The 22,060-nt window shown below is 74.4% G+C and carries 18 protein-coding genes; 7 read left to right on the top strand and 11 right to left on the bottom strand.

Going from position 1 to position 22,060, the window contains the following annotated elements; all coding sequences use genetic code 11:
* The first annotated feature begins 106 nt into the window (after positions 1 to 106).
* Positions 107 to 2,158: a phenylacetic acid degradation bifunctional protein PaaZ gene (gene paaZ / locus ACI78Z_RS22545; RefSeq protein WP_457038768.1), complete on the top strand. Its 2,052-nt coding sequence runs from the start codon at positions 107 to 109 to the stop codon at positions 2,156 to 2,158.
* A gap of 124 nt (positions 2,159 to 2,282) precedes the next feature.
* Here the strand turns inward: paaZ and ACI78Z_RS22540 are convergent, their stop codons facing one another.
* The 6 genes from ACI78Z_RS22540 to ACI78Z_RS22515 form a co-directional block, all read right to left on the bottom strand.
* On the bottom strand, positions 2,283 to 3,593 hold the full coding sequence (locus tag ACI78Z_RS22540; RefSeq protein ID WP_457038767.1) for a cytochrome P450: 1,311 nt from the start codon (positions 3,591 to 3,593) through the stop codon (positions 2,283 to 2,285).
* Between the two features lie 31 nt (positions 3,594 to 3,624).
* Complete coding sequence (locus ACI78Z_RS22535) at positions 3,625 to 4,482, bottom strand: 3-hydroxyacyl-CoA dehydrogenase family protein (protein ID WP_457038766.1); 858 nt, start codon at positions 4,480 to 4,482, stop codon at positions 3,625 to 3,627.
* Positions 4,479 to 5,723 carry a thiolase family protein gene (locus ACI78Z_RS22530; RefSeq protein ID WP_457038765.1) on the bottom strand — a complete coding sequence of 415 codons (1,245 nt, stop codon included), beginning with the start codon at positions 5,721 to 5,723 and terminating at the stop codon, positions 4,479 to 4,481. The genes ACI78Z_RS22535 and ACI78Z_RS22530 overlap by 4 nt, the downstream gene beginning before the upstream one ends.
* Positions 5,724 to 6,142: 419 nt before the next feature.
* Positions 6,143 to 6,577 carry a hypothetical protein gene (locus ACI78Z_RS22525; RefSeq protein ID WP_457038764.1) on the bottom strand — a complete coding sequence of 145 codons (435 nt, stop codon included), beginning with the start codon at positions 6,575 to 6,577 and terminating at the stop codon, positions 6,143 to 6,145.
* The gene (locus ACI78Z_RS22520) at positions 6,574 to 8,490 is read right to left on the bottom strand and encodes a primary-amine oxidase (protein ID WP_457038763.1); all 1,917 of its coding nucleotides are present in this window, start codon (positions 8,488 to 8,490) and stop codon (positions 6,574 to 6,576) included. Before ACI78Z_RS22520 ends, ACI78Z_RS22525 begins: the two co-directional genes overlap by 4 nt.
* Positions 8,491 to 8,500: 10 nt before the next feature.
* Positions 8,501 to 9,976 carry an APC family permease gene (locus tag ACI78Z_RS22515; protein WP_457038762.1) on the bottom strand — a complete coding sequence of 492 codons (1,476 nt, stop codon included), beginning with the start codon at positions 9,974 to 9,976 and terminating at the stop codon, positions 8,501 to 8,503.
* Between the two features lie 216 nt (positions 9,977 to 10,192).
* On the opposite strand from ACI78Z_RS22515, the gene ACI78Z_RS22510 reads away from it, so the two are divergent.
* Together ACI78Z_RS22510 and ACI78Z_RS22505 are read left to right on the top strand one after the other, a co-directional pair.
* Positions 10,193 to 11,656 carry an APC family permease gene (locus tag ACI78Z_RS22510; RefSeq protein WP_457038761.1) on the top strand — a complete coding sequence of 488 codons (1,464 nt, stop codon included), beginning with the start codon at positions 10,193 to 10,195 and terminating at the stop codon, positions 11,654 to 11,656.
* Positions 11,653 to 12,408 carry an IclR family transcriptional regulator gene (locus ACI78Z_RS22505; RefSeq protein ID WP_457038760.1) on the top strand — a complete coding sequence of 252 codons (756 nt, stop codon included), beginning with the start codon at positions 11,653 to 11,655 and terminating at the stop codon, positions 12,406 to 12,408. The genes ACI78Z_RS22510 and ACI78Z_RS22505 overlap by 4 nt, the downstream gene beginning before the upstream one ends.
* A gap of 122 nt (positions 12,409 to 12,530) precedes the next feature.
* Here ACI78Z_RS22505 and ACI78Z_RS22500 read toward each other — a convergent pair whose 3' ends face one another.
* Positions 12,531 to 13,364 (bottom strand): alpha/beta fold hydrolase, encoded by an 834-nt coding sequence (locus ACI78Z_RS22500; protein ID WP_457038759.1) that lies wholly within the window; start codon positions 13,362 to 13,364, stop codon positions 12,531 to 12,533.
* Positions 13,365 to 13,459: 95 nt separating this feature from the next.
* Between ACI78Z_RS22500 and idi the strand changes: the two genes are divergently transcribed.
* Positions 13,460 to 14,005 carry an isopentenyl-diphosphate Delta-isomerase gene (gene idi / locus ACI78Z_RS22495; RefSeq protein WP_457038758.1) on the top strand — a complete coding sequence of 182 codons (546 nt, stop codon included), beginning with the start codon at positions 13,460 to 13,462 and terminating at the stop codon, positions 14,003 to 14,005.
* A gap of 129 nt (positions 14,006 to 14,134) precedes the next feature.
* Here idi and ACI78Z_RS22490 read toward each other — a convergent pair whose 3' ends face one another.
* Positions 14,135 to 14,749, bottom strand: coding sequence for a maleylpyruvate isomerase family mycothiol-dependent enzyme (locus ACI78Z_RS22490; RefSeq protein ID WP_457038757.1), 615 nt, complete (start codon positions 14,747 to 14,749; stop codon positions 14,135 to 14,137).
* 167 nt (positions 14,750 to 14,916) lie between these two features.
* Here ACI78Z_RS22490 and ACI78Z_RS22485 point away from each other — a divergent pair, with 167 nt between their 5' ends.
* From ACI78Z_RS22485 to ACI78Z_RS22475, 3 genes are all read left to right on the top strand, one after another.
* Complete coding sequence (locus tag ACI78Z_RS22485) at positions 14,917 to 15,753, top strand: polysaccharide deacetylase family protein (RefSeq protein ID WP_457038756.1); 837 nt, start codon at positions 14,917 to 14,919, stop codon at positions 15,751 to 15,753.
* A 99-nt stretch (positions 15,754 to 15,852) separates the two neighbouring features.
* Complete coding sequence (locus ACI78Z_RS22480) at positions 15,853 to 16,632, top strand: SDR family NAD(P)-dependent oxidoreductase (RefSeq protein ID WP_457038755.1); 780 nt, start codon at positions 15,853 to 15,855, stop codon at positions 16,630 to 16,632.
* 27 nt (positions 16,633 to 16,659) lie between these two features.
* Positions 16,660 to 16,947: a hypothetical protein gene (locus ACI78Z_RS22475; protein ID WP_457038754.1), complete on the top strand. Its 288-nt coding sequence runs from the start codon at positions 16,660 to 16,662 to the stop codon at positions 16,945 to 16,947.
* 745 nt (positions 16,948 to 17,692) lie between these two features.
* Here the strand turns inward: ACI78Z_RS22475 and ACI78Z_RS22470 are convergent.
* The 3 genes from ACI78Z_RS22470 to ACI78Z_RS22460 form a co-directional block, all read right to left on the bottom strand.
* Positions 17,693 to 18,637, bottom strand: coding sequence for a diacylglycerol/lipid kinase family protein (locus ACI78Z_RS22470; protein WP_457038753.1), 945 nt, complete (start codon positions 18,635 to 18,637; stop codon positions 17,693 to 17,695).
* A 373-nt stretch (positions 18,638 to 19,010) separates the two neighbouring features.
* Positions 19,011 to 19,574, bottom strand: a complete 564-nt coding sequence (locus ACI78Z_RS22465) for a dihydrofolate reductase family protein (RefSeq protein WP_457038752.1) — start codon at positions 19,572 to 19,574, stop codon at positions 19,011 to 19,013.
* A 285-nt stretch (positions 19,575 to 19,859) separates the two neighbouring features.
* Positions 19,860 to 21,929: a SpoIIE family protein phosphatase gene (locus ACI78Z_RS22460; protein ID WP_457038751.1), complete on the bottom strand. Its 2,070-nt coding sequence runs from the start codon at positions 21,927 to 21,929 to the stop codon at positions 19,860 to 19,862.
* Between the last annotated feature and the right edge of the window lie 131 nt (positions 21,930 to 22,060).

The following is a 22,060-nucleotide window of genomic DNA, read 5'->3' as shown; positions in this document are numbered from 1 at the left end:
CCCCCCCCCCCCCCCCCCCCCCCCCCCCCCCCCCCCCCCCCCCCCCCCCCCCCCCCCCCCCCCCCCCCCCCCCCCCCCCCCCCCCCCCCGAGAGGAGGAACCCGCGATGACCGCACCCCTGCTCCAGAGCTACGTCGCCGGTCGCTGGTACAGCGCCCCGGACGAGGGCACGCCGATCGCCGACGCCGTGACCGGGGAGACCGTCGCCCGGATCAGCAGCACCGGCCTCGACGTCCCCGCGATGCTCGACCACGCCCGGACCGTCGGCGGGCCGGCGTTGCGCGAGCTGACCTTCCACCAGCGGGCCGGCCTGCTCAAGCAGCTGGGCCTGCGCCTGGTGGCCGGCAAGGACGCGTTCTACGCGCTCTCCCGCCGCACCGGCGCCACCGACCGCGACAGCGCCGTCGACGTCGACGGCGGCTTCGGGACCGTGCTCTCCTACGCCAGCAAGAGCCGCCGCGAGCTGCCCGACGACACCGTCGTCCTCGACGGCGCCGTCGAGCCGCTGGGCAAGGGCGGCACCTTCGTCGGGCAGCACCTCTACACGCCGATGCGTGGCGTCGCCGTGCAGATCAACGCCTTCAACTTCCCCGTCTGGGGGTTCCTGGAGAAGCTGGCGCCGGCCTTCCTCGCCGGCGTGCCGACCATCGTGAAGCCGGCCAGCCAGACCGCCTACCTCACCGAGGCGGTGGTCCGGGAGATCGTCGAGTCCGGCCTGCTGCCCGAGGGCTCGCTGCAGCTGCTGGCCGGCAGCGCCACCGGCCTGCTCGACGGCCTGGCCGGTCAGGACCTGGTCTTCTTCACCGGGTCGGCCAGCACCGCGCGCAAGCTCCGCAGCCACCCCGCGGTGGTCGCCAACTCGGTGCGGTTCAACGCCGAGGCGGACTCGCTCAACTGCTCCGTCCTGGGCCCGGACGCCACCCCGGACACGCCGGAGTTCGACCTGTTCGTCAAGCAACTGGTCACCGAGATGACGGTGAAGGCCGGCCAGAAGTGCACCGCCATCCGCCGCGCCTTCGTCCCGCGCGAGCTGGTCGACGACGTCGTCGAGGCGACCCGGGAGCGGCTGGCGAAGATCGTCGTCGGGGCTCCGGGCGCCGAGGGGGTCCGGATGGGCGCGCTGGCCAGCCTCGACCAGCGCGAGGAGGTGCTGCGCTCGCTGAAGGCGCTGCGCGGCGTCGCCGAGCTGGTCGCCGGCGACCCCGAGCACTTCGAGGTGGTCGGCGCCGACCGCGACCGCGGCGCCTTCCTGCCCCCGATGCTGCTGCGCTGCGACGACCTGGCCGCCGCCGAGCCGCACGACGTCGAGGCGTTCGGGCCGGTCAGCACGGTCCTGCCCTACGACGGCGTGGCCCAGGCCGTGGAGCTCGCCGCCCGGGGTCAGGGCAGCCTGGTCGGCTCGGTGGTGACCCACGACCGGGAGTTCGCGCGGGAGTTCGTGCTCGGCGCGGCGCACGCGCACGGCCGGATCCTGGTGCTGGACCGCGACAACGCCAAGGAGAACACCGGGCACGGCTCGCCCCTGCCGGTGCTGGTGCACGGCGGCCCGGGCCGGGCCGGGGGTGGCGAGGAGCTCGGCGGCATCCGCGGCGTGCTGCACCACATGCAGCGCACCGCCGTGCAGGCCTCGCCCGACCAGCTCACCGCGATCGGCGGACGCTGGGTGACCGGGGCGCAGCGGCACGACGACGGGGTGCACCCGTTCCGCAAGTCGCTGGCCGAGCTGCGCATCGGCGACTCGATCACGGCCGGCCCGCGGGCGGTCACGCTCGAGGACATCGAGCACTTCGCCGAGTTCACCGGCGACACCTTCTACGCCCACACGGACGAGGACGCCGCCCGCGCCAACCCGCTCTTCGGCGGCCGGGTGGCGCACGGCTACCTGATCGTCTCGTGGGCGGCCGGGCTGTTCGTCGACCCGGCCCCGGGTCCGGTGCTGGCCAACTACGGGGTGGACGACCTGCGCTTCCTCACCCCGGTCAAGCCGGGGGAGGAGCTGACGGTCACGCTGACCTGCAAGCAGATCAGCCCGCGCGGCGGTGCAGAGCACGGCGAGGTCCGCTGGGACGCCGTCGTCGTCAACGGCGAGGGCCAGCCGGTGGCCACCTACGACGTCCTCACGATGGTCGCCAAGACCTGGCCCCCGGCGGCGGACTGACCCGCGGGCCGCCTCGGCCACCGATCACCTCAACGAACTCCGGCGGTGAGTGCAGCTGCACTCACCGCCGGAGGAGCCCGGGGACCATACCCCCCCGGGTGCGCGAGGAGCTGAGCGATCGGGCTCAGGCGGCCGTCCAGCGGACCGGCAGCCGCTTGACCCCGCGCTGGAAGGACGACCGCAGCAGCGCCGGGGACCCGTCGAGCACGAGGTGCTCGGTGCGGCGCAGCAGCTCGCCGAAGAGGGCGCGCATCTGTGCCCGGGCCAGCTGCCCCCCGAGGCAGAAGTGCGGCCCGTGCCCGAAGGACAGGTGCGGGTTGGGGGCGCGCCGGACGTCGAAGCGGTCGGGATCGGGGAACGCGGACTCGTCGCGGTTGGCGGACGTGAACGAGACGACGACCTTGTCGCCGGCCCGCACCCGGACGCCGGCGAGCTCGACGTCGCGGGTCGCGGTGCGGCGGAAGACCATGACCGGGGTCCACCAGCGCAGCATCTCGTCGACCGCGCCCGGCAGCAGGGACGGGTCGGTGCGCAGCGCGGCGAGCTGGTCCGGGTGCTGCAGCAGGGCGATGAGGCCGCCGGGCAGGCCGTTGCGCAGGGTCTCGTTCCCGGCGACGGCGAACAGCCAGAACATGTTCTCGAACTCGGCGTCGCTGACGCGGCCGCCGCCCTCGTCGACCTGCGCCAGCAGGATCGACATGACGTCGTCCCCCGGAGCCCGCCGCTTGTCCTCGGCCAGCAGCCGGGCGTAGGCGTAGAGGTCGGGCATGCCGGCCCGGGTCCGCGGATCGGGCATGCGCCCGTCGGCGTCGGGGACCGGCCGCAGGGCCAGGGCCTCCCGGGCCATCGCTGTCCCGCCGGTGCCGTCGAAGGCGGCCGACGTGGCGTAGTCGGGGTCCTGCCAGCCGATCACCCGGTTGGACCAGTCGAACATCAGCCAGCGGTCCTCGGCCGGCACTCCGAGCACGTCGGCGAGGGTGAGCAGCGGCAGGTCGGCAGCGACGTCCTTCGCGAAGTCGCACCGGCCCTCGGGGGCGCCGGCGATCATCCGGTCGACCAAGCGTGCCGCCGTCGCCTCGATCGCCTCCGTCAGCGCTGCCACGGCTCGGGGGGTGAAGGAGCGGGTGAGCAGCCGCCGCAGCCGCGCGTGGTCCGGCGGGTCCATGTTGAGCATCATGCGGCGCACCCAGTCGAGGTCGGCGGCGTCGCGGACCTGGGTCGCACCGAGCCACGAGGAGAACGCGACCGGGTCGCGCAGCACCCGCTCGACGTCGGCGTGCCGCAGGACGAGCCAGAACCCCGGCCCGGCCGGCTGACCGTGCAGGGCGGGCTCGTCGACCCACGCGACCGGCGTCCCCTCCCGCAGCCGGCGCAGCAGCTCGAACGGCGGACCGGCCTCGTAGGCGACCGGGTCGACGAGGGCTGCGGTGTCCACGGGCCCCACGGTCATCGCGGCTGCCTCCGGGTCAGTCGTAGGTGTGGAACCCGCGGCCCGTCTTGCGGCCGAGCTCGCCGGCGGCGACCTTGTCGCGGAGCAGTTGCGGCGGGGCGAACCGCTCGCCGAGGGTCCGGTGCAGGTACTCGGCGATCGCCAGCCGGACGTCGAGGCCGACGAGGTCGGTGGAGCGCAGCGGCCCCATCGGGTGGCGGTAGCCCAGCTCCATGGCGGTGTCGATGGCCTCGGCGTCGGCGACGCCCTCCTCGAGCATCCGGATGGCCTCCAGCCCCAGCAGCACGCCGAGCCGGGAGGAGGCGAAGCCCGGGGAGTCCTTCACCACGACGTCGGTCTTGCCCAGGGCCCGCACCCAGCCGCTCGCCGCGCCGACCAGCTCGGGGGTCGTCTCCTGGGCGACCACCACCTCCACCAGCTTCGACGCCGGCACCGGGTTGAAGAAGTGCAGGCCGAGGAACCTGGCCGGGCGCTCCAGGGCCGAGGCGAGCTCGGTGACGGACAGGGAGCTGGTGTTGGTGGCCAGCACGGCGTCCGGAGCGACGGCTGCCTCGGCGGCCCGCAGCACCTGGGCCTTGAGGTCGGCCTGCTCGGGGACGGCCTCGACGACCAGGCCGGTCTCCCGGTCCAGCGCCGCGGGGGAGTCCACAACGGTCAGCCGGTCCAGGACCGTGGCGACGTCGCCGTCGAGCTTTCCCCGCCGGGCGGCCTCCTCCAGGCCGTCGGCGACGCGCCCGCGGGCGGCCGCGGCAGCCTCCCGGCCGGCCTCGACGACCGCGACCCGGGCGCCGGCCGCCAGGAACACCTGGGCGATGCCGGCGCCCATGCGGCCGCCTCCGATGACGCCCACCCGGGGCGGGACGGCGGCGCTCACACCGTCTCCACGAGCATCGCGACGCCCTGACCGACGCCCACACAGAGGGTGGCGAGGCCACGGCGGCCGCCCTCGCGCTCGAGCCGCCCGAGCAGGGTGACCAGGAAGCGGGCACCCGAGCAGCCGAGCGGGTGGCCGAGGGCGATCGCGCCGCCGTCGGCGTTGGTGATCTGCTCGTCGATCTTCAGCCGGCGCAGCACCCCGAGCGACTGGGCGGCGAAGGCCTCGTTGAGCTCGACGGCGTCCAGGTCGTCGACGGTCCAGCCGGCCTTGGCCAGGGCCTTCTCCGTCGCCGGGACCGGCCCCAGGCCCATCACGTTGGGTGCGACCCCGGCGCTGGCGCTGACCACGATCCGTGCCCGTGGGGTGAGCCCGTGCCGCTCGACCGCCGCGCCGCCGGCGAGCACGAGGGCAGCGGCGCCGTCCGACAGCGGCGAGCTGTTCCCGGCGGTGACGATGCCGCCCGCCCGGAACACCGGCTTGAGCCTGCCGAGGGTGTCCGTCGTCGAGCCCCGACGGGGACCCTCATCGGTGGTCACCTCGACGGTGTCCTTCTTCCCGCGCACGGGAACCGGGACGATCTCCCGGTCGAACCGGCCGGCGTCCTGGGCGGCGACCGCCCGCTCGTGGCTGCGGACCGCGAAGGCGTCGCACTCCTCGCGGGTGAGGCCGTCGAGGGCGGCGATCTCCTCGGCCGTCTCACCCATCGACAGCGTGATCTTGCGGGTGCGCGGGTCCTCGGGGTGCTCGACCGCCTCGTCGTGGGCGGTGAACAGGGGGTTGGTGAACCGCCAGCCGAGCGCGGTGTCGGCCACCTCGCCCGGCTTGGCCCAGGGCGTCCCGGGCTTGGCCATCACCCACGGGGCGCGAGTCATCGACTCCACCCCGCCGGCGATGGCCAGGTCCACCTCCCCGGCTCGGATGGACGCCGCTGCCGACGCCGTCGCGGTCAGCCCGGAGGCGCAGAGCCGGTTGGTGGTGTAGCCGGGCACCGTGTCCGGCAACCCGGCGAGCAGCACGGCCATGCGGGCGACGTCGCGGTTGTCCTCGCCCGCCTGGTTGGCTGCACCCAGCACGACCTCCTCGACCGCCTCCCCGGGAGCGCCGGACCGGCGCAGCGCCTCGCCGACCACCAGGGCGGCGAGGTCGTCGGGGCGGACGGACGCCAGGGCGCCGCCGTACCTGCCCTGCGGGGTGCGCACCCCGTCGACGAGGTAGACCTCGGTGTTCTCGTGGGACATCGTCGCTCCTCCGGCTCGCCGGATCCGGCAGTGTGCATGCGGGAACGAAATAACCGACCGATCGGTCAGTAGTTGGTGGGCCCAGCTTGGCGGTTGCGCCTTGCGGAAGCAACCCCCAGTGACACGCGCCACGGTCGACGGCGCCCGAGGACGTCGTCGTGTCGTCCGGGTGGCGCGGCGTGCGGTGGACCCCAGGGAGCTGGGCGGCGGGCGCGGTCGCCGCCCAGTTCCCTGGGGGTCCGCCGTCGATGGGTGGTCTGTTTACTGACCGAGCGGTCGGTTGGTGTCGTGACGGTACCCGGATGTGCGCGAGGGCACAATGGCCTCCCGGCGGGCGCCGGCCCCCGAGGGCTGTCCCCCCGTGGTCGGACGGGGACTGCCGCGCCACCGGACGCCGCCGACCCCACCGGTACGGCGGCTCAGGCCTGCAGGTGGAGCGACGGCAGGGGTCCCCGTCGACGTCGCCCCGACCCTCGGAGGAGCGCCACTCCGCCGGCTCCCAGCGACCCGGCGATGAGGGTGAGTCCGGTCCACACCAGCCCGCCGGGAGCGGCACCGTGGTGCGCCGCGTGCGCCGCCCCGCCCCCGGCCGGCTCGGCGAGGACCTGCAGGTGCAGGGCGAGCATCGTGACGTCGGCCAGTAGCGTCATCCGCCACGCGGACCGGGTCGGCCGCCGCCACAGCCGCCAGGCGCACGGCAGGCAGACCGCCGCCGTCGCCGCCATCGCCAGCGAGGCCAGCGACGTGACGTCCAGCAGCAGCACGTGCACGAGCCCCCCGGCCACCGCCAGGGCGGCGGCCACCCGGCCGAGGGCGAGCGCCCCCGGCCGGGTGGCAACGGCAGCCGTCGTCACGACCCGTGCGACGCGCAGTGCGACGAGGTGGACCGCGGGAGGCCCAGCGCGGGGTTGCGGTCGAAGAAGCCGACCGGCTTGAGCGTGAAGCCGGTGTAGTCGGTCGGCATGACCGGCCAGTCCTCCGGGCGCGGGAAGTGCGTGAGCCCGAAGGTGTGCCAGAGGACGACGTCGGTGTCCTCCAGCGGCGCGTTCCCGGCGACGAAGGACGGCAGCCCGCCGGAGCCGGGGTGCTGGTTGACGAAGTCGCCGGCCGGATAGCGCTCGGCGGGGTCGTACTCGGTGACCCACAGGCTCTTGGTCGAGAACGCCGCCCGCTGGGCGATCGACGAGTCGTCGTCGGCGAGCAGGACGGGCGAGGCCTGCGGGTGCAGCGCGTACGCGACCGGCTGGCCCAGCCGGTTGGTCTTCGACGGGTTGACCACGTGCCAGGTCCGGCCCACCGTCGCGTCGCTGACCCGCTGCGCCTCCGACTCCCGCGTGAGCGGGGTCAGCCGCCGCTGGAAGGCGTTCCCGTACGGGTTGACGTCGCTCACCGGCACCCGGACCGCGTCCACCTCGTGCACCGTGTTGCCGAGGCCGTCCACCGCCATGTCCAGCCGTGCCGAGAACAGGTGCTGGTGGAACGGCGCACCCAGCCCCGGGGCGATCTCCGTGGCGTACGGGTGCTCGTCGCCGCGGTAGGCGGAGGTGAAGACGATGCCGGTGGCCTTGCTCTCCAGCTGGATCGTGCCGTCCGTGTAGAGGTACCAGTAGAAGCCGTAGTCGTAGTTCCCGATGGTCGTGAAGAAGCTGATCACGAGGCGGCGCGACCGCCGGGTCTCGGCCATCCCGTTGAAGAGGTCGGTGTGCTTCCAGCCGACGCCGTAGTCCTCCTCGTGCAGGCAGATGGCGTTGCGGATGGTCCGCGGGTTGCCGTCCTCGTCGGAGATCAGCGCGTCGAAGTAGTGGATCTCGCCCAGGCAGTCGCACCCGAGCTCGAGGGAGTTGGTGTACCGGGCGAAGAGGTACTCGCCGGTGTCGAAGTAGTTCTGCCAGAACCGGACGGGCGAGGGGTCGGCGTAGGGCACGACCATCTCGGCGATCGAGGCGCGGTACACCACCGACCGTCCGTCGATGGACACCTGGTTGAGGACCAGGCCCTCGCGGACGTCGAAGCCGACCCGGAACTCCCAGCCGGCCCAGCGGACGACGTCGTCCTCGACGGTGAAGCTGGGCCCCTCGGGCTGGGTGATCTCGATGGGCTTGAGGTCGCGCACCGCGTGCGGGTGGGTCGCCTGGTCGAGGTCGGCGCGCTCCGCCGGGACCGGGAGCTCGAAGTGGTCGTGCACCGCGGTGGTGATCCCGCGGGTGATGTCGACGTAGGCGACGACGCCGTCGACCGGGTGTGCCCACGGGAGGTCGGCCGGGTCGGACTGGTGGAAGCCGAGCACGCGGACCACGCGGTGGCCGGACTCGTCGGGGAAGTAGGAGCCGGCCGACAGGGGCACCGCCCGCACGTCGGAGACCTCGAGCCCGCGCTTGGCCATCGCGGCGGCCCAACGCTCGTCGGCCGCCAGGATGGGCTCGATGGCCTCGAACTCCGCGTCGAGGATCGGCACCTGCCCGTCGGCGACGGCGTCGATCGCCTCGTCGCGGACGACGGCGCCCCGGGTGACCGAGACGGTGACGTCGCAGCCGTCGCCGGTCGCCCGGTCCAGGAGGAGCACCCGAAGTCGCCGCTCGATCGGCTGACCGGGCGTCCAGTCCAGGACGTCGCGCTTGTGCGGCTCCTCGAGGCCCACGTACACGAACTTGGTCGCGTCGCCGAGCAGCCCGGCGGCCTCGAGGACCTCGCGCGCGGCGACGATCTCCTCGGCGGTCATCCGCGACAGCGGGTGGGTGACGGTGGAGCGGGGGGTGGTCAGGGTCATCGGGTCCTCCTCAGATCTGCGGGGCATTGTCGGCGGGGGTCGCCGCGGTGAGGTTCCGCGCGGCGTTCGGGCGGGCCCGGGCGAGCAGCCAGCCGGAGGCGAGGGCGACGGCGAGCAGGACGCCGGCGCCGACGCCGAGGGGTGTGGAGCCGCCCATGAGCAGCGGCAGGTTCCGGACCAGCAGCACGAGGATCAGCGCCAGGCCGACCCCGCCGAGGCCCGGGGCGACCAGGCTGTGCCACGGCCGCCGGTCCAGCCGGGTACGGCGGAAGAAGACGACGACGGCCACGCAGGCCAGCAGCATCAGCACGACGATGCCGACGCTCGCGATGCCGGCCAGCCAGGTGAAGATCTCCAGCACCGGGTCGAGTCCGGCAACGGCGCAGACGGCCATCAGCAGGCCGCCCACCGCGGTGGTGACCAGCGAAGCGACGTGCGGCGAGGCGTGCCGGGCGTGACTGCGCCCACACGCTGGGGGCAGGACGCCGGTGTTCCCCAGCGAGAAGACGTAGCGCGACAGCACGTTGTGGAACGACAGGATCGCGGCGAAGAGGCTGGTCACGAACAGCACCAGCATGACGTCGGCCGCCGCCGTGCCGACGTACTGCGCGGCCGTGGCCACCACGATCCCGCCCGGGTCGGCGGCTGATGCCTCGACGATCGAGCCGTCGCCCCACGCGCTGACGATGGCCCAGGCGGACAGCGTGTAGAAGACCCCGATGATCGCCAGCGCCAGGTAGGTCGCCCGCGGGATGGTCCGCTCGGGGTCACGGGCCTCGTCGCGGAAGATCGCCGTCGCCTCGAAGCCGATGAAGCCGGCGATGGCGAACATCAGCCCGATGCCCGGAGCGCCGGAGAGGACCTCGTCGGGCCGCACCAGAGCCGAGGACAGCCCCTCGTCGCCGCCGCCGCGACCGATGACCGCGGCGTCGAGCACCAGGACGATGCCCACCTCCGCGACCAGCAGGACGCCGAGGACCTTGCTGGAGAGCTCGATGTGCCGGTAGCCGAGCAGGCCGGTGACGGCCAGGACGACAGCGGTCCACAGCCACCACGGCAGCGACGGCCCGCCGTGGCCGGCCACGAGGTCGCCGATGAGGAAGCCGACGTAGCCGTACACCGCGCCCTGCACGGTCACGTAGCTGATGAGCGCGACCAGCGCGCTGCCCAGCCCGGCGCCGCGGCCCAGCCCGGTGCCGACGTAGGAGTAGAACGCGCCGGCGTTCGGCACGTGCCGCGTCATGGCGGTGAAGCCGACGGCGAAGAAGAGCAGGACGACGGCCGCGACGACGTACATCGCCGGGTAGCCGGCGCCGTTGCCGGCGGCGATGCCGATGGGCACGGATCCGGCGATGACCGTCAGGGGCGCGGCGGCGGCCACGACCATGAAGACGATGGCGCCCGCACCGAGGCGGCCGCTGAGGCGGTGGTGTTCCGCGGGACGGGTGGCCGGGGGAGCCGGCGGTGGGTCGGAGACGGTGGCCATGGGCGACCTCCGGGGCGGCGGCAGCGGGGCTGCCGGGCGGACGGCGATGGCTGTCGAGCCTGACCCGGGCCGCGAGGTGGGCGGTTACACGGCCGTCATGAACCGGAAACGTTCTCGTTACACCGAACGGGAGACGGCGATCACGTTTTCTCATTCGAGGACGAGGTCGCCGACACGCGGCTGCCCTACCCTCCCGCAGCAGTCGAAGGGAGCGGCATGGCACAGCGCAGCACCGTCCGGTTGCCCCGGCGGTCGCCGGTCGAGGGGCTGCGCCGGCGCCGGCTCAGCTTCGCCGAGGTGCTGGCCCAGTCGGTGTCCGCGCTGGCCCCGACGGCGGCGATGGTCGTCGTCCCCTCGATCGTGCTGGTCGAGGCGGGAGCGGCCACGCTGCCGGCGTTCGTCGCGGCCACCGCCCTGGTGCTGCTCGTCGGCTGGTGCCTGACCCAGTTCGGGCGCCGCATGGCCGCGGTCGGCGGCACCTACAGCTACACCGCGAAGGGCCTCGGGCCGGTCGGCGCCCTGGTCGGCGGCTGGGCGCTGCTCATCGGCTACGCCGCGGTCGCGATGGCGGCGCTGGTCGGCTCGGCGCTCTACGGCGCGGGGCTGCTCGGCCTCGAGCCGACGCCACCGGTGGTCGCCCTGCTGGCGAGCGGGCTCGGCCTGCTCGCCACCACCTTCGCGGTGCGCGGCATCCAGCTGTCGGCCCGGATCGCCCTGGTCCTGGAGGTGGTCTCCGTCCTGCTGGTCGTCGTCGTGCTCGGGGCGCTGCTGCTGGTCGCCCGCGGCGCCCCCGACACGGCGGCGCCGGTCGTCGACGCGCCGCTGCACTGGGGCGGGCTCGCCGTCGGCGTCGTGCTCGGCGTCACCGCGTTCATGGGCTTCGAGAGCGCCGCCGTGCTGGGGGTGGAGGCCCGCCGTCCCCTCGTGGCCGTGCCGCGGGCGGTGCTGTGGACCCCGGCGGTGGCCGGTGTGCTCGTGTTCGCGGCCGCGGTGGCCCAGGTCCTGCTCCTGCGCGCGGCTCCGATCGCCGTGCTGACCAGTCCGGTCCCGGTCGCGGAACTCGCCGACCGCAACGGGCTGGTGCTGCTGCGGCGGCTCCTGGACGTGGGCATCGCCGCGTCGTTCTTCGCCTGCGTCACGGGCTCGACCAACGCGCTGGGCCGGGTGCTGTTCTCGATGGCCCGCGAGCAGGTCCTGCCCCGCACCCTGGGCCGGACGCACCGCAGGTTCGAGACCCCGCACCGGGCGCTGGCCCTGGTGGCACCGGGGGTCGTCGGCGTCCCGGTCGTCGCGCTCGTCCTCGGTGCCGCGCCGCTGTCGGTGCTGGTCGGCTCGCTCACCGTCTCGGCCTTCGGCTACATGGTGGCCTACGTGCTGGCCTGCCTGGCCATGCCGGTGTTCCTGCGCAGGATCGGCGAGCTCACCGTGCCGCCGCTCGTCGGCGGCGTGCTGGCCGGGGCGGTGGGCCTGGCCGGACTGCTGGCCGCCATGGCCGGTGCCGCGCGCTGGAACGGCGAGGCGATGACCGCCGTCTTCCTCGGCGCCCTGGCGCCCGGGGTGGCATGGGCGGTGTGGCTGCGGTGGCGGGCTCCGGAGCGGCTGCGCGCGGTCGGCGTCTACGACCAGGCGACGGCGGGCAGCGTGCTCCCGGGCAGCGTCCCGGCCGAGCCGCGGCGATGACGCCCAGCATCGACCGGGGGCTCACCGGGCGCCAGCCCAAGGCCGTCCAGAGCGCGCTCGCCATCCTCGAGACGGTGGCCCGGCTCGGGGCCGGCGTGACGGCGAAGGAGGTCGCCGACGAGCTCGGGCTGCCCCCGGCGACCACCTACCGGCTGCTGAACCTGCTGGTGGGGGAGGAGTACCTGGTGCGGCTCCCCGACCTGCACGGCTTCGCCATCGGCCGGAAGGCGGCCCGGCTCACGGGCGGGAACGGCGCCGCACCGGTGTGCACGGCAGCTCGCGAGGTGGTCGCCGAGCTGCGGGGCCAGGTCCGCTGCGGCGTGCACCTGGTCCTGTGCACGTCGTCCACGCTGCACTGCGCCGACGTCGACCCGGACCACCCGCTGCAGGCCCCGGAGCTGGTCGAGCGCCACCTGCACGCCTCCGCCCCCGGCAAGCTGCTGCTCGCCGAGCAGCCCGACTGGCAGGAGGTCCTCAGCCCCGCCCGGCTGCACCGGCTCACCGAGCGGACGGTCGTCCGGCCCGCCGACCTCGACGTCGAGATCCGCGAGTCGCGCCGTCGCGGCTGGGCGGTGCAGGCCGGCCAGGTGCACCCGGACCTCACGTGCGCGGCGGTCCCCGTGCGGGCGCCCGCCGGCGCGCTGGTGGCCGCCCTGGTGTTCACCGTCCGCGGGGTCGACCCCGCGGCACTGACCGCGCACGTCGGACTCGCCGAGGGGGTCGCCCATCGGCTGGGCCCCCTGCTCGGCTGACCGTGGGCACGGCCGGGGTGGGGTCGCCGATCCTGTGCAGGTCCGGCGCGGACGGGCACCGATCCGGACTCTGACTCCTCCGGGCGTCGTCTCCCGAGGGGCGTCGCCCGCCGGCCGCGCCGTCAGGCGTGCGCGCGGACGTGTTCGACGACCAGCTCGGCGACGCGGCCGGGCGCGACCTCGGGGATGAAGTGGGGAACGCCCTCGAGCACCTCCAGCCGGTAGGGGGCGTCGACGAACGACCGGGTCAGTTCGGTGGCGGTGCGGCCGAGGGCCGCGTCGCGGGTGCTCCACACGTGCAGGGTCGGCACACGGACCCGGCCGACCGTGGTCCGGGCGTCCAGGGGCAGCGCCCGGTACCAGGCCAGCGCCGCCGAGAGCGCGCCCGGCTCGCGCATCCGCTCGACGTACCGGTCGGCCACGTCGACCGGCAGACCGCTGGTCAGGAGCATCCGCCGCAGCGGCTCGCCCCCCACGGCCAGCAGCAGCCGCTCGGGCAGCACCGGCACCTGGAACAGCGCCGTGTAGGACGACCGCAGCGCCTGGTCGCTGATGACGAGGGCCTTGGCCATCGCCGCCGGGTGCGGCACCGACAGCGCGGTGAGCGTGCGCACCCGCTCCGGGTGTCGCGCCGCCAGCGCCCAGCCCACGACCGCCCCCCAGTCGTGCCCGACGACGTGCGCGCTGCCCAGGTGGGCCTCGTCGAGGAGTGCCAGGACGTCGTCGGTCACCTCGCGCAGCCGGTAGGCCGCGCGACCCGGCGGCCGGGCGCCGGGGGAGTAGCCCCGCTGGTCGGGGGCGAGGGTGCGCAACCCCGCGCCGTGCAGCTCGCCGGCGACGGTGGTGAAGGCGGTCGAGTCCTGCGGGAAGCCGTGCAGCAGGACGACGGGGTCGCCGTCCGTGGGGCCGCCGTCCCGGACGTCGAAGACCAGACCGTCGCGCGCGAAGCTGTCCACCGGGGAACCGTGCCCGCCGGGCGGGATCGCCGCCAGTCGTCGCCGCGGCCGATCGGCGCCCGGCACGTGCTCGGGCGATCCGGGACGATGGCACCGTGAACCAGGCACCGGAGGAGCTCATCGTCCTGCTCGACGACGACGGCACGGCGATCGGCACGATGCCCAAGCCGCTGGTGCACCACGGTGAGACGCCGCTGCACCGGGCCTTCTCCGCGTACCTGTTCGACGAGGCCGGCCGGCTTCTGGTGACCCGCCGCGCGGAGGGGAAGCAGACCTTCCCGGGCATGTGGACCAACACCGTCTGCGGCCACCCCGGCCCCGGTGAGGACGACGCCGCCGCGATCGCCCGCCGCGCCGCCTTCGAGCTGGGCCTGCAGGTCGGCGAGCTGCGCCCGGCGCTGCCCGGCTACCGCTACCGCGCGGAGTTCCGCGGGGTCGTGGAGAACGAGATCTGCCCGGTCTACCTCGGCCGCTTCACCGGCACCCCCGCACCGGACCCGGACGAGGTCGGCGAGTGGGAGCTGCTGGACTGGGCGGCCTTCCGGGAGCGCCAGGAGTCCCAGGACCGCGACGCCTGGTCACCCTGGTGCCGCGAGCAGGCGCGCCTCATCGAGGAGGCGGGCCTGGTCCCGGTCGGCTGACCCCGTGCTCGCGACGGTGTGCTGATCGGTTGGCGGTCCCTGCCGTCGCGGCGGCGAGATCGGCGGTCTCGCACGGTCACCGGCCGCGACGCGTGCGAGACCGCCGATCTCGCCCGTCGTCCTACCGCCTCAGAGCACCGAGAAGCCCGCGGGGAGGCCGGCCCGGCCGGTGAGGGCGAGGAGCACCGGGCCGGCGAGGCCGTCGGAGACGGCGAGGTCGGCGACCACCTGCAGGGCCTGCGCCGCGGCCGTCGCCGGGACGTCGAGGGGCGCACCCAGCGCCGTGGCGAGGTCCGCGGTGTGGACCGCCAGCTCGAAGGTGCGGGTGGGTAGGTAGTCCGCGAGCCGCATGCCGCCCGCGATCGTCGTCACCGGCTCCGTGCCGTCCCGGGTCTCGACCAGCGCGAGCACGCGAGCGGCGATCTCCGCCACGGCGGCTGCGGGATCGCTGCCCAGCGCGGCCCCGGCGTCCCGTCCGCGGGCCGCGACGGCCGGGTCGGCGGCGACCGCCCTCGTGGCGCGGACGTAGTCGCTCGCGGAGCCGACCTCGACGGTCGCGGCGGGACGGGCCAGGTACGCCTCGACCGTCAGGAGGGAGCGGCTCGTGTGGCCCACGAGGGCGCGCACGTCCCACTCGCCCAGGGCCGGCCGGGACCACCGGCCGCCGACGAGGGCCGCCGTGCCCACGAACCAGTGCGCCGCGTCGGCGAACGCCCGGCGCGAGTCGTCCCACGAGGAGACCATGCGCGGGACGCTAGCCCGGGCGTGGGCTCCGACGTCCGCGCCGGATCGCGGGAGCCACGAGTGACCCAGCACACCGGGTGACCGGTGAAGCACGGCCGGTGCCAGCCACTCGGGGGGCTCGTGTCGTTGCGGGGGCGGGTCGGTGTCGCTCCCTAGCGTCCGCCGGCATGGAGCGCCGACGGTTCCTCCTCTTCCTCGCCGCGGGGCTGGCCGGCACGGCCGTGGGCCGTGGCACGGCCGGTCTCGTGGACCCCACGCGGGCTCCGGTGAGCACCGCCGCGGCCGCCGAACCGGTCGGCCCGCCGCCGGTGGCGGCGCCCGAGGTGGTCCTGCCGGGGGTGCTGCCCGCGCCGATCGGCGTCGTCGACCGGCTGCCCGGGGATGGCAGCTCCCTGGCGCTGACCATCGACGACGGCACCAGCTCCGAGGTCGTCGCGTCGCTGTGCCGGTTCGCCCAGGACAGCGGCGTGCGGCTGACCTTCTTCCCCAACGGCCGCTACTCCTCCTGGGAGGAGAACGGCGACCAGCTGCAGCCGCTCATCGACTCCGGCCAGGTCGCGATGGGCAACCACACCTGGTCCCACCCGGACCTGACCACGCTCTCCGACGACCAGATCGCCGAGGAGATCGGGCGCAACCGGGACTGGATCGAGAGCACCTTCGGCATCCGGACGCCGTTCATGCGGCCGCCCTTCGGCTTCCACGACCTGCGCGTCGACCGGATCAGCGCCGAGCTCGGGCACCCGACCATCGTCATGTGGAACAGCACGCTCGAGGACAACCGGCTGCTCACGGGCGCCGAGCTGATGGACGCGGCCGACCGCTGGTTCGCCGCGCAGGCCATCGTCGTCGGCCACGCCAACCAGCCGACGATCACGACGGTCTACGACGAGCTGCTGGAGCTGATCGCCGAGCGCGAGCTGCAGACGGTGACGCTCGCCGACGTGTGGAGCACGGGCCTCGGTGGGGTGCGGACGGCGTCCGGGAGTGCCACCGTCGTCTGACGCCGCGGGGAGCACCGCAGCCTGATCGTCCGACCTGCGACGGGCGGCGGCATCCACCAGGCTGGTCGGCGACATCCCGATCGACAGACGGAGGAGCCGATGGCCGACAGCAGGGCGTTGCAGGGACGGGTGGCGCTGGTCACGGGCGGGGCGAGCGGACTGGGCCGGGCCACCTGCGTGGCACTGGCCGAGGCCGGCGCGCACGTGGCGATCGCCGACATCGACCCGTCGGGCAGTGAGGCGACGTCGAAGCTGGTGGCCGATGCGGGCGGGTCGGCGGAGGTGGTCGCGCTCGACGTGACCGACGACGCGAGCCGTCGCGCGGTGGTGCAGCAGCTCGTCGACGCGCACGGCGACGCCTTCGACATCCTGGCCAACGTCGCCGGGATCGACCGGCCCGGCTACATCACCGACATCGACCTCGCGGACTACCAGCGGGTGCAGGCGGTCAACTGCGAGGGGCCGGTCTTCCTGACCAGCGAGTTCGTGAAGCGGGTGCAGCACCTGCCGGAGGGCCGCACCGCCGACGTCGTCCACATCGTGAGCCTGTCGGCGATCACCTCGGGCAGCGGCGCCATCGCCTACAACGGCTCCAAGGCCGGCTTCCTCAACGCCACCAGGTGCATCCAGCGGGAGCTGCGCGAGAAGGCGGTGCGCGGTGCGGACGGCGTCGAGCGGCCCTTCCCGTGCCGCGTGCAGGCGGTCATCCCCGCGGCGATGGACACGCCGATGATGGAGCAGTGGGGCATCCCGGCCCACCTGATGATGCCGCCGTCGGCGGTCGCGGAGATGGTGCGCTACCTGGTGACGCTGCACCCGGCGGCCTTCGTGCCGGAGATGCAGATCGTGCCGCGTCTGGAACCGAACTTCCCCCGCTGACCCGGTATCCGGCCCGAGGAGACGACGATGACCAGCCCGGACGACCTCGAACCCGACTCGGCCATGGCCAGCGGGTCGGACGCCGGTGAGCCGGGGGAGCACCTCGGGCCGGCGGACCTGACCGCCGACGAGCGGCGGGTGCTCGAGGCGCTGGAGCGCGACGCCCCCACGGAACGGCAGGACGACGACCTCGCCGACGACGCCGTCGTGCGCGCGGCGGAGGACGAGGCGCCCCTGCCAGGTGGGGGTGGCGGCGACCAGGGCGACGGGCTCAGCGCCCGGTTCAGCTCCCCGCCGGAGCAGGACCGGACCTGAGGCACGGGCTCCCCGGCCCGCCGCCCGGGAGCCTGTGAGCGCACGTGGCGCGAGGCCGCCAGCCGCGCGCTGCTGGACGCTCACGGATGACCGGGAACCGGGACGGGAGCAGCGCGGGGGTTGAAAGACGTGTGGGCTGGCGCCGTCGGGTGTGCCGCTGCTCCGACGTCCTGGTGCAGGGACTCCTCCCGAGGCGACGACGGTGCCCCGGGCCCTCGATCGGGGCGCTCACCCACCACAGCGGGATCGGCCCAGAGACGGCGTCGGCCGCGACCTCGATGAAACTCGTGAGTTCAGTCGGCTCGTTGGCCGCACTCGGGGGCGCCGATCACACGAGCGGTGTCTCTGCGGAGGTCATCGATCCCGACGTCCACGTGCGGCTCGGTGGCGCGACGCGGATCGGGGACGTCCCGTACAGGGATCGCCTACGGGACCCGGCGACCAAACGCCCGGCCCCTCCGAACGTCGCCGTAGCAGGTTCCCCTGACGGGACAACGTCTTGGCCCTGCCGCCCAGGGTCTCTCGGTAGCCGCCGGAGTCCTCGACGACCGCGTGAGGCGGGTCGTGGAACTGCTCGACCCACGTCCGCGCCTGCAGGGCGCGAGCGATCGCCACGGCGCGGTCACGGACGCATGAAAACAGGAACCCACGCGAGCGGCGTGCGGACGAATCACCCTGCCCCGTCGCGGAAGGAGCCGGCGCTCCTCGTCCCAGGAGAGGCCCATGATCGCGAGGCATGTAGTGATCAGCGGTCCGGGAAGCCCGTGCCGACCATCACCCGCAGCGCGTTGGCCTCGAGCGCGATCCGCACGGGCGTGCGTCCGCGGATCTCGCCGTCGACGTCGAGCGCGAGGGGCGGGTCGGTCTCCAACCACACCTCGCAGGCCGTGAGGAACCGGGTGCGAGCCAGCGGCCGGCGGGGCCCGATGACCGTCTGGCGGACGGTCGCGAGGCTCAGCCTGAGCCGGTTGGCGTCGCCGAGCCGGTACACCACCAGCTGGCGGTCGTCGAGGCCGGTGTCGGGGGCGATCGCCCGGCCGGCGTGGTGGCTGCCGTTGGCGATGTTGAGCTGGTGGGTCGCGAGTTCGTGGACCTCGTCGCCGATGCGCAGGCGCGCGGCGAAGGGCCGGTGGTCGGGCAGCAGTGCGAGCGCGGTCAGCGGGTAGGCAGCGCGGCCGAGCACCCGCTTCAGCCGGTGCGGGACGTGCTCCGCGACCTGCACCGACAGCCCCAGGCTGGTCAGGTTGGCGAAGTGCTGCCCGGCCACGTGGCCGAGGTCGACGTCGGCGACCTTGCCGTCGGTGAGCACGCGCAGGGCGGCGGACAGGCGGAGCGGCAGGCCGAGGCCGCGGGCGAAGTTGTTGGTCGTGCCGAGCGGGACCACGCCGAGGCAGACGTCGCGGTGGGCGAGCTGGTGCGCGGCCTCGCTCAGCGTGCCGTCGCCGCCGCCCACCACCACGAGGTCGGCGCCACTGTCGGCCGCGGCGGCGAGCGCCTCGGGCAGGCCTCGAGGGTCGGCGACCGGGCGCACGTCGACCAGCTCCACCGTGGCCTGCAGCCGCCGGTGCACCGTCGCGAAGTGACGGCGTCCCCGGCGGGACCGGACGTTGACGACCAGCGCGGTGCGGCGCCGGGCGCGGATGTCGGCGTCCAGCGCCGCCTTCGACCGCTGGTGCACAGGTCCCGTCACGACGATCTCCGTCCTCCCGGCGCGGGTGGTTTGCCCGGCAGCCTGCACCACGACGAGGGTGAGGCCGGCCAATGGTGAAGCTCCGCCGCATTCGATGACACGCCAACGGCCGACAACCGGGTTGCGATCTGATCACCAACGCGACGGCCTGCTGACGAAGACGGGGCTGCGCCAAGACCTCAGCGATTGATCGCCTTGCCGTCGCAGACGGCCGTCAACCAGCCGCTGCGGAGCGGGTCGACCCGAAGAACGAAGCTGCTTCGGCGACGTTCAAGGGGTCGGAGCAGCCAGCCGTCGGTGTCTCTCAGAGGATCCCCTGACGGCCATGAGATCCTTGGGTGACCCGAGCCCGCGCCGATCCGAGGTCGGGTGTTCACCGCCTGGTCTCGTACCTGGTCAGGAGCACGCCGTCGGGAAACGTCCGGGTCTCCGCCAGGTTCAGGTTCACCCAGTTGTCCAGGGCCGTGAAGAACGGCGTGCCGCCGCCCACCAGGACCGGGTGGGTGACGATCGCGTACTCGTCGATCAGCCCGGCCCGCATGGCCGCCGCGGCGAGGGTGGCGCCGCCGACGTCCATGGGACCGCCATCCTCGGTCTTGAGCCGGGTGATCTCGGTGACAGCGTCGCCGGTGACCAGGCGGGCGTTCCAGTCGACCGCGCTGGTCGTCGAGGAGAACACCACCTTCGGCATGTCCCGCCAGCGGCGGGCGAACTCGATCTGCGCCGGTGTGGCGCCAGGCTGCTGGTCGGCGGTCGGCCAGTGGGAGCTCATCGTCTCCCACAGTCTGCGCCCGTACAGCGCCAGGCCCGTCGCCCCCACCCGGTCGGACCACCACTGGAACAGCTCGTCGCTCGGCACGCTCCAGCCGAGGTCGTCGCCGGGCGCGGCGATGTAGCCGTCCAGGCTCAGGTTCATGCCAAAGGCCAGTTTCCGCATGGCGTTGCCTCCCGTGAGTCGGTATTCGACGTGCAGACCAACACGGCGCGGGAAATCGATCGGTCAGACCACCCCGAGGGCCGGTCGACCACCGCGCCAAGCGGATGCTGCGTGCGGAGGGGAAGCCCGAACGGGAATGGTGCATGCCAGGTCGAGTCCCGTGCGAGCGCCGTCCCGCAGGACCCGCCCGGTCGAGGTCCCCGCCATGGGGTGTCAACCGGGACGGGGACTGGCAGCTCTCATCGCCCTGCCCTGAGGGAGATCACGCACGAGGCGGAGGGACGGTCAGGTCCGCAGCCGGACGGCGACCAGCGCGACGTCGTCCTCCGCGCCGTCGGGGAGCATCCGGCCGATGAGCTCGTCGCAGGCCGCCTCGAGCGGCCGCTCGCGGACGGCGACGAGCTCGTCGGCCAGCCGCTCGACGCCGACGTCGAACACCTGGTCGCGCCGCTCGACCAGGCCGTCGGTGTAGAGCAGCAGCGTGGACCCCGGCTCGAGCAACGCCTCGGACTCGGTGCGCGGCGCGGCCGGGTCGACGCCCAGGAGCAGCTCGGCGCGGGGGGTGGTCAGCGTCAGCACACCGTCGCCGGGCTCGGCCAGCAGCGGGGGCAGGTGCCCGGCGCTGGACCAGCGCAGCCGGGTGCCACCGGTCTGCGTGTCCGGGGTCAGCCGGCCGACGAGCACGGTGGCCAGGGCGCCGAGCCCGAGGCCCGCGACGGCGGAGTCCAGCCGGCGCAGGACGGTCGCCGGGCCGTCGGCGCTGTCGTAGGCGATGCCGCGCAGCAGCCCGCGCAGCTGGGCCATGTCGGCGGCGGCCGCGGTGTCGTGCCCGACCACGTCGCCGATGACGACCACCGTGGACCCGTCGGGCTGCTCGAAGACGTCGTACCAGTCGCCACCGACCTGGGCCTCGCGGGCGGCCGGGACGTAGCGCACGGCGACCTGCAGGCGCGGGGACTCCGGCGGGTCGGTGAGCATCGAGCGCTGCAGCGTCTCCGCGGCGCGGACGATGCTGCGGCTGCGGGCGTACAGCGCCTCCAGCAGGTGGGTGCGCAGCTCGCCCACCTCGGACACCTCCTGCGCCGTCCACGGCTCGGACCGGTCGCGGACGGTCTCCCGCCACCGCTCGAAGCTCTTGCGCGGGCTCAGCCGGACGGTGTCCCCCTCCCGCTCGGCGATCGCCTTGTTGTGCGGATCGCCGCCCCAGTCGACCGTGCGCCTGGCCTCGGCCCGGTGCCAGAGCACGAACTGCCCCTCCGGCAGCGGCAGCACCAGCACCCCGCACGCGGCCTCCACCGGGATCCCCAGCTGCGGCGCGGACCGGGGCAGCGAGTCGGTGGCGACGACGTCCTCGCCCTGGGCGGCCGCCCAGGCCGCGATCGCCTCGGCGGTGCCGTCGGCCAGCGGGGTGCCGAGACGGCCGCGGTGGCCCTGCAGCTGCACCACGACGCCGTCGGCGGGCAGCAGGTCCAGCAGGTCGGGGGAGCCGAGCAGCGTGTCGGCCAGCGGGCGGTCCTCGTCCAGGGTGGCCGCGGTCAGCCAGGCCAGCGTCGAGCGCACCTGCAGCGCACGGTGCACCTCGTCCTCCTCGGCGCGGTCGACCAGGCGCAGCGACAGCGTGGAGCCGAGGAACTCCGCGGCCGCCCGGGTCGCGAACGGCGGGGCGTGCGGGCCGGAGTAGTGGTGGCAGGCGATGAGGCCCCACAGCCGGTCGTCGCGCAGCAGCGAGATCGACATCGAGGCCCGCACGCCCATGTTGTGCAGGTACTCGACGTGGACCGGCGAGACGCTGCGCAGCGTGGCGAGGGTCAGGTCCAGCGGCGCCCCGGTGGAGGGCACCAGCACCGGCCGCAGCGGCACCGGCCGGTAGTCGACGTCGGAGATCAGCCTGAGCCAGTTCTTCTCGTACAGCGCCCGCGCCTGCGCCGGGATGTCGGAGGCCGGGTAGTGCAGGCCGAGGAACGAGTTCAGCCCGGGCGCCTTCGCCTCGGCCACCACCTCGCCGTTGCAGTCGGCGTCGTAGCGGTAGACCATCACCCGGTCGAAGCCGGTCAGCTCGCGCACCGCCTGCGCGGTGATGTCGTAGAGCTGCTGCAGCGAGGTGGCCCGGTTGAGCTCGCCGACCGTGCCCCGCACCGCCTGGTAGGTGTTGGGGAACGAGAACGGGCGGGGGCCGTGGGCCGGCTCCAGCTCGACGACCAGCAGCGCCGTCGGGGGGCTGGTGCCGTCGTCCGGGCCGATGACGGCGCGGTGCAGCAGCGCGTCGACCGGCACCGGGCTGCCCCCGACGTCCAGGGTGAGCTCCACCGGGTTGCGCTCGCGCAGGTCCCCGAAGGCGCTCGCCGAGCGGGCCACCGCCCCGGGGGGGGGGGGGGGGGGGGGCCCCCCACCACCGCCTCGTAGGGCTGCGCGCTGGCGAGGTCGAGGCCGGCGGCGTCCAGGACGGCGTCGAGCTCGTCGCGGAGGATCGGGTCCTCCGGAACGGG

Source organism: Geodermatophilus sp. SYSU D01176 (assembly GCF_054050015.1).
This window is presented reverse-complemented; position numbering and strand designations above follow the sequence as displayed.

Excerpts from the sequence above, each read along its gene's own strand:
- paaZ (WP_457038768.1), top strand. The coding sequence starts at position 107 with ATGACCGCACCCCTGCTCCAGAGCTACGTCGCCGGTCGCTGGTACAGC.
- ACI78Z_RS22530 (WP_457038765.1), bottom strand. The coding sequence starts at position 5,723 with ATGTCCCACGAGAACACCGAGGTCTACCTCGTCGACGGGGTGCGCACC.
- ACI78Z_RS22520 (WP_457038763.1), bottom strand. The coding sequence starts at position 8,490 with ATGACCCTGACCACCCCCCGCTCCACCGTCACCCACCCGCTGTCGCGG.
- ACI78Z_RS22515 (WP_457038762.1), bottom strand. The coding sequence starts at position 9,976 with ATGGCCACCGTCTCCGACCCACCGCCGGCTCCCCCGGCCACCCGTCCC.
- ACI78Z_RS22510 (WP_457038761.1), top strand. The coding sequence starts at position 10,193 with ATGGCACAGCGCAGCACCGTCCGGTTGCCCCGGCGGTCGCCGGTCGAG.
- ACI78Z_RS22505 (WP_457038760.1), top strand. The coding sequence starts at position 11,653 with ATGACGCCCAGCATCGACCGGGGGCTCACCGGGCGCCAGCCCAAGGCC.
- ACI78Z_RS22490 (WP_457038757.1), bottom strand. The coding sequence starts at position 14,749 with ATGGTCTCCTCGTGGGACGACTCGCGCCGGGCGTTCGCCGACGCGGCG.
- ACI78Z_RS22485 (WP_457038756.1), top strand. The coding sequence starts at position 14,917 with ATGGAGCGCCGACGGTTCCTCCTCTTCCTCGCCGCGGGGCTGGCCGGC.
- ACI78Z_RS22480 (WP_457038755.1), top strand. The coding sequence starts at position 15,853 with ATGGCCGACAGCAGGGCGTTGCAGGGACGGGTGGCGCTGGTCACGGGC.
- ACI78Z_RS22475 (WP_457038754.1), top strand. The coding sequence starts at position 16,660 with ATGACCAGCCCGGACGACCTCGAACCCGACTCGGCCATGGCCAGCGGG.
- ACI78Z_RS22465 (WP_457038752.1), bottom strand. The coding sequence starts at position 19,574 with ATGCGGAAACTGGCCTTTGGCATGAACCTGAGCCTGGACGGCTACATC.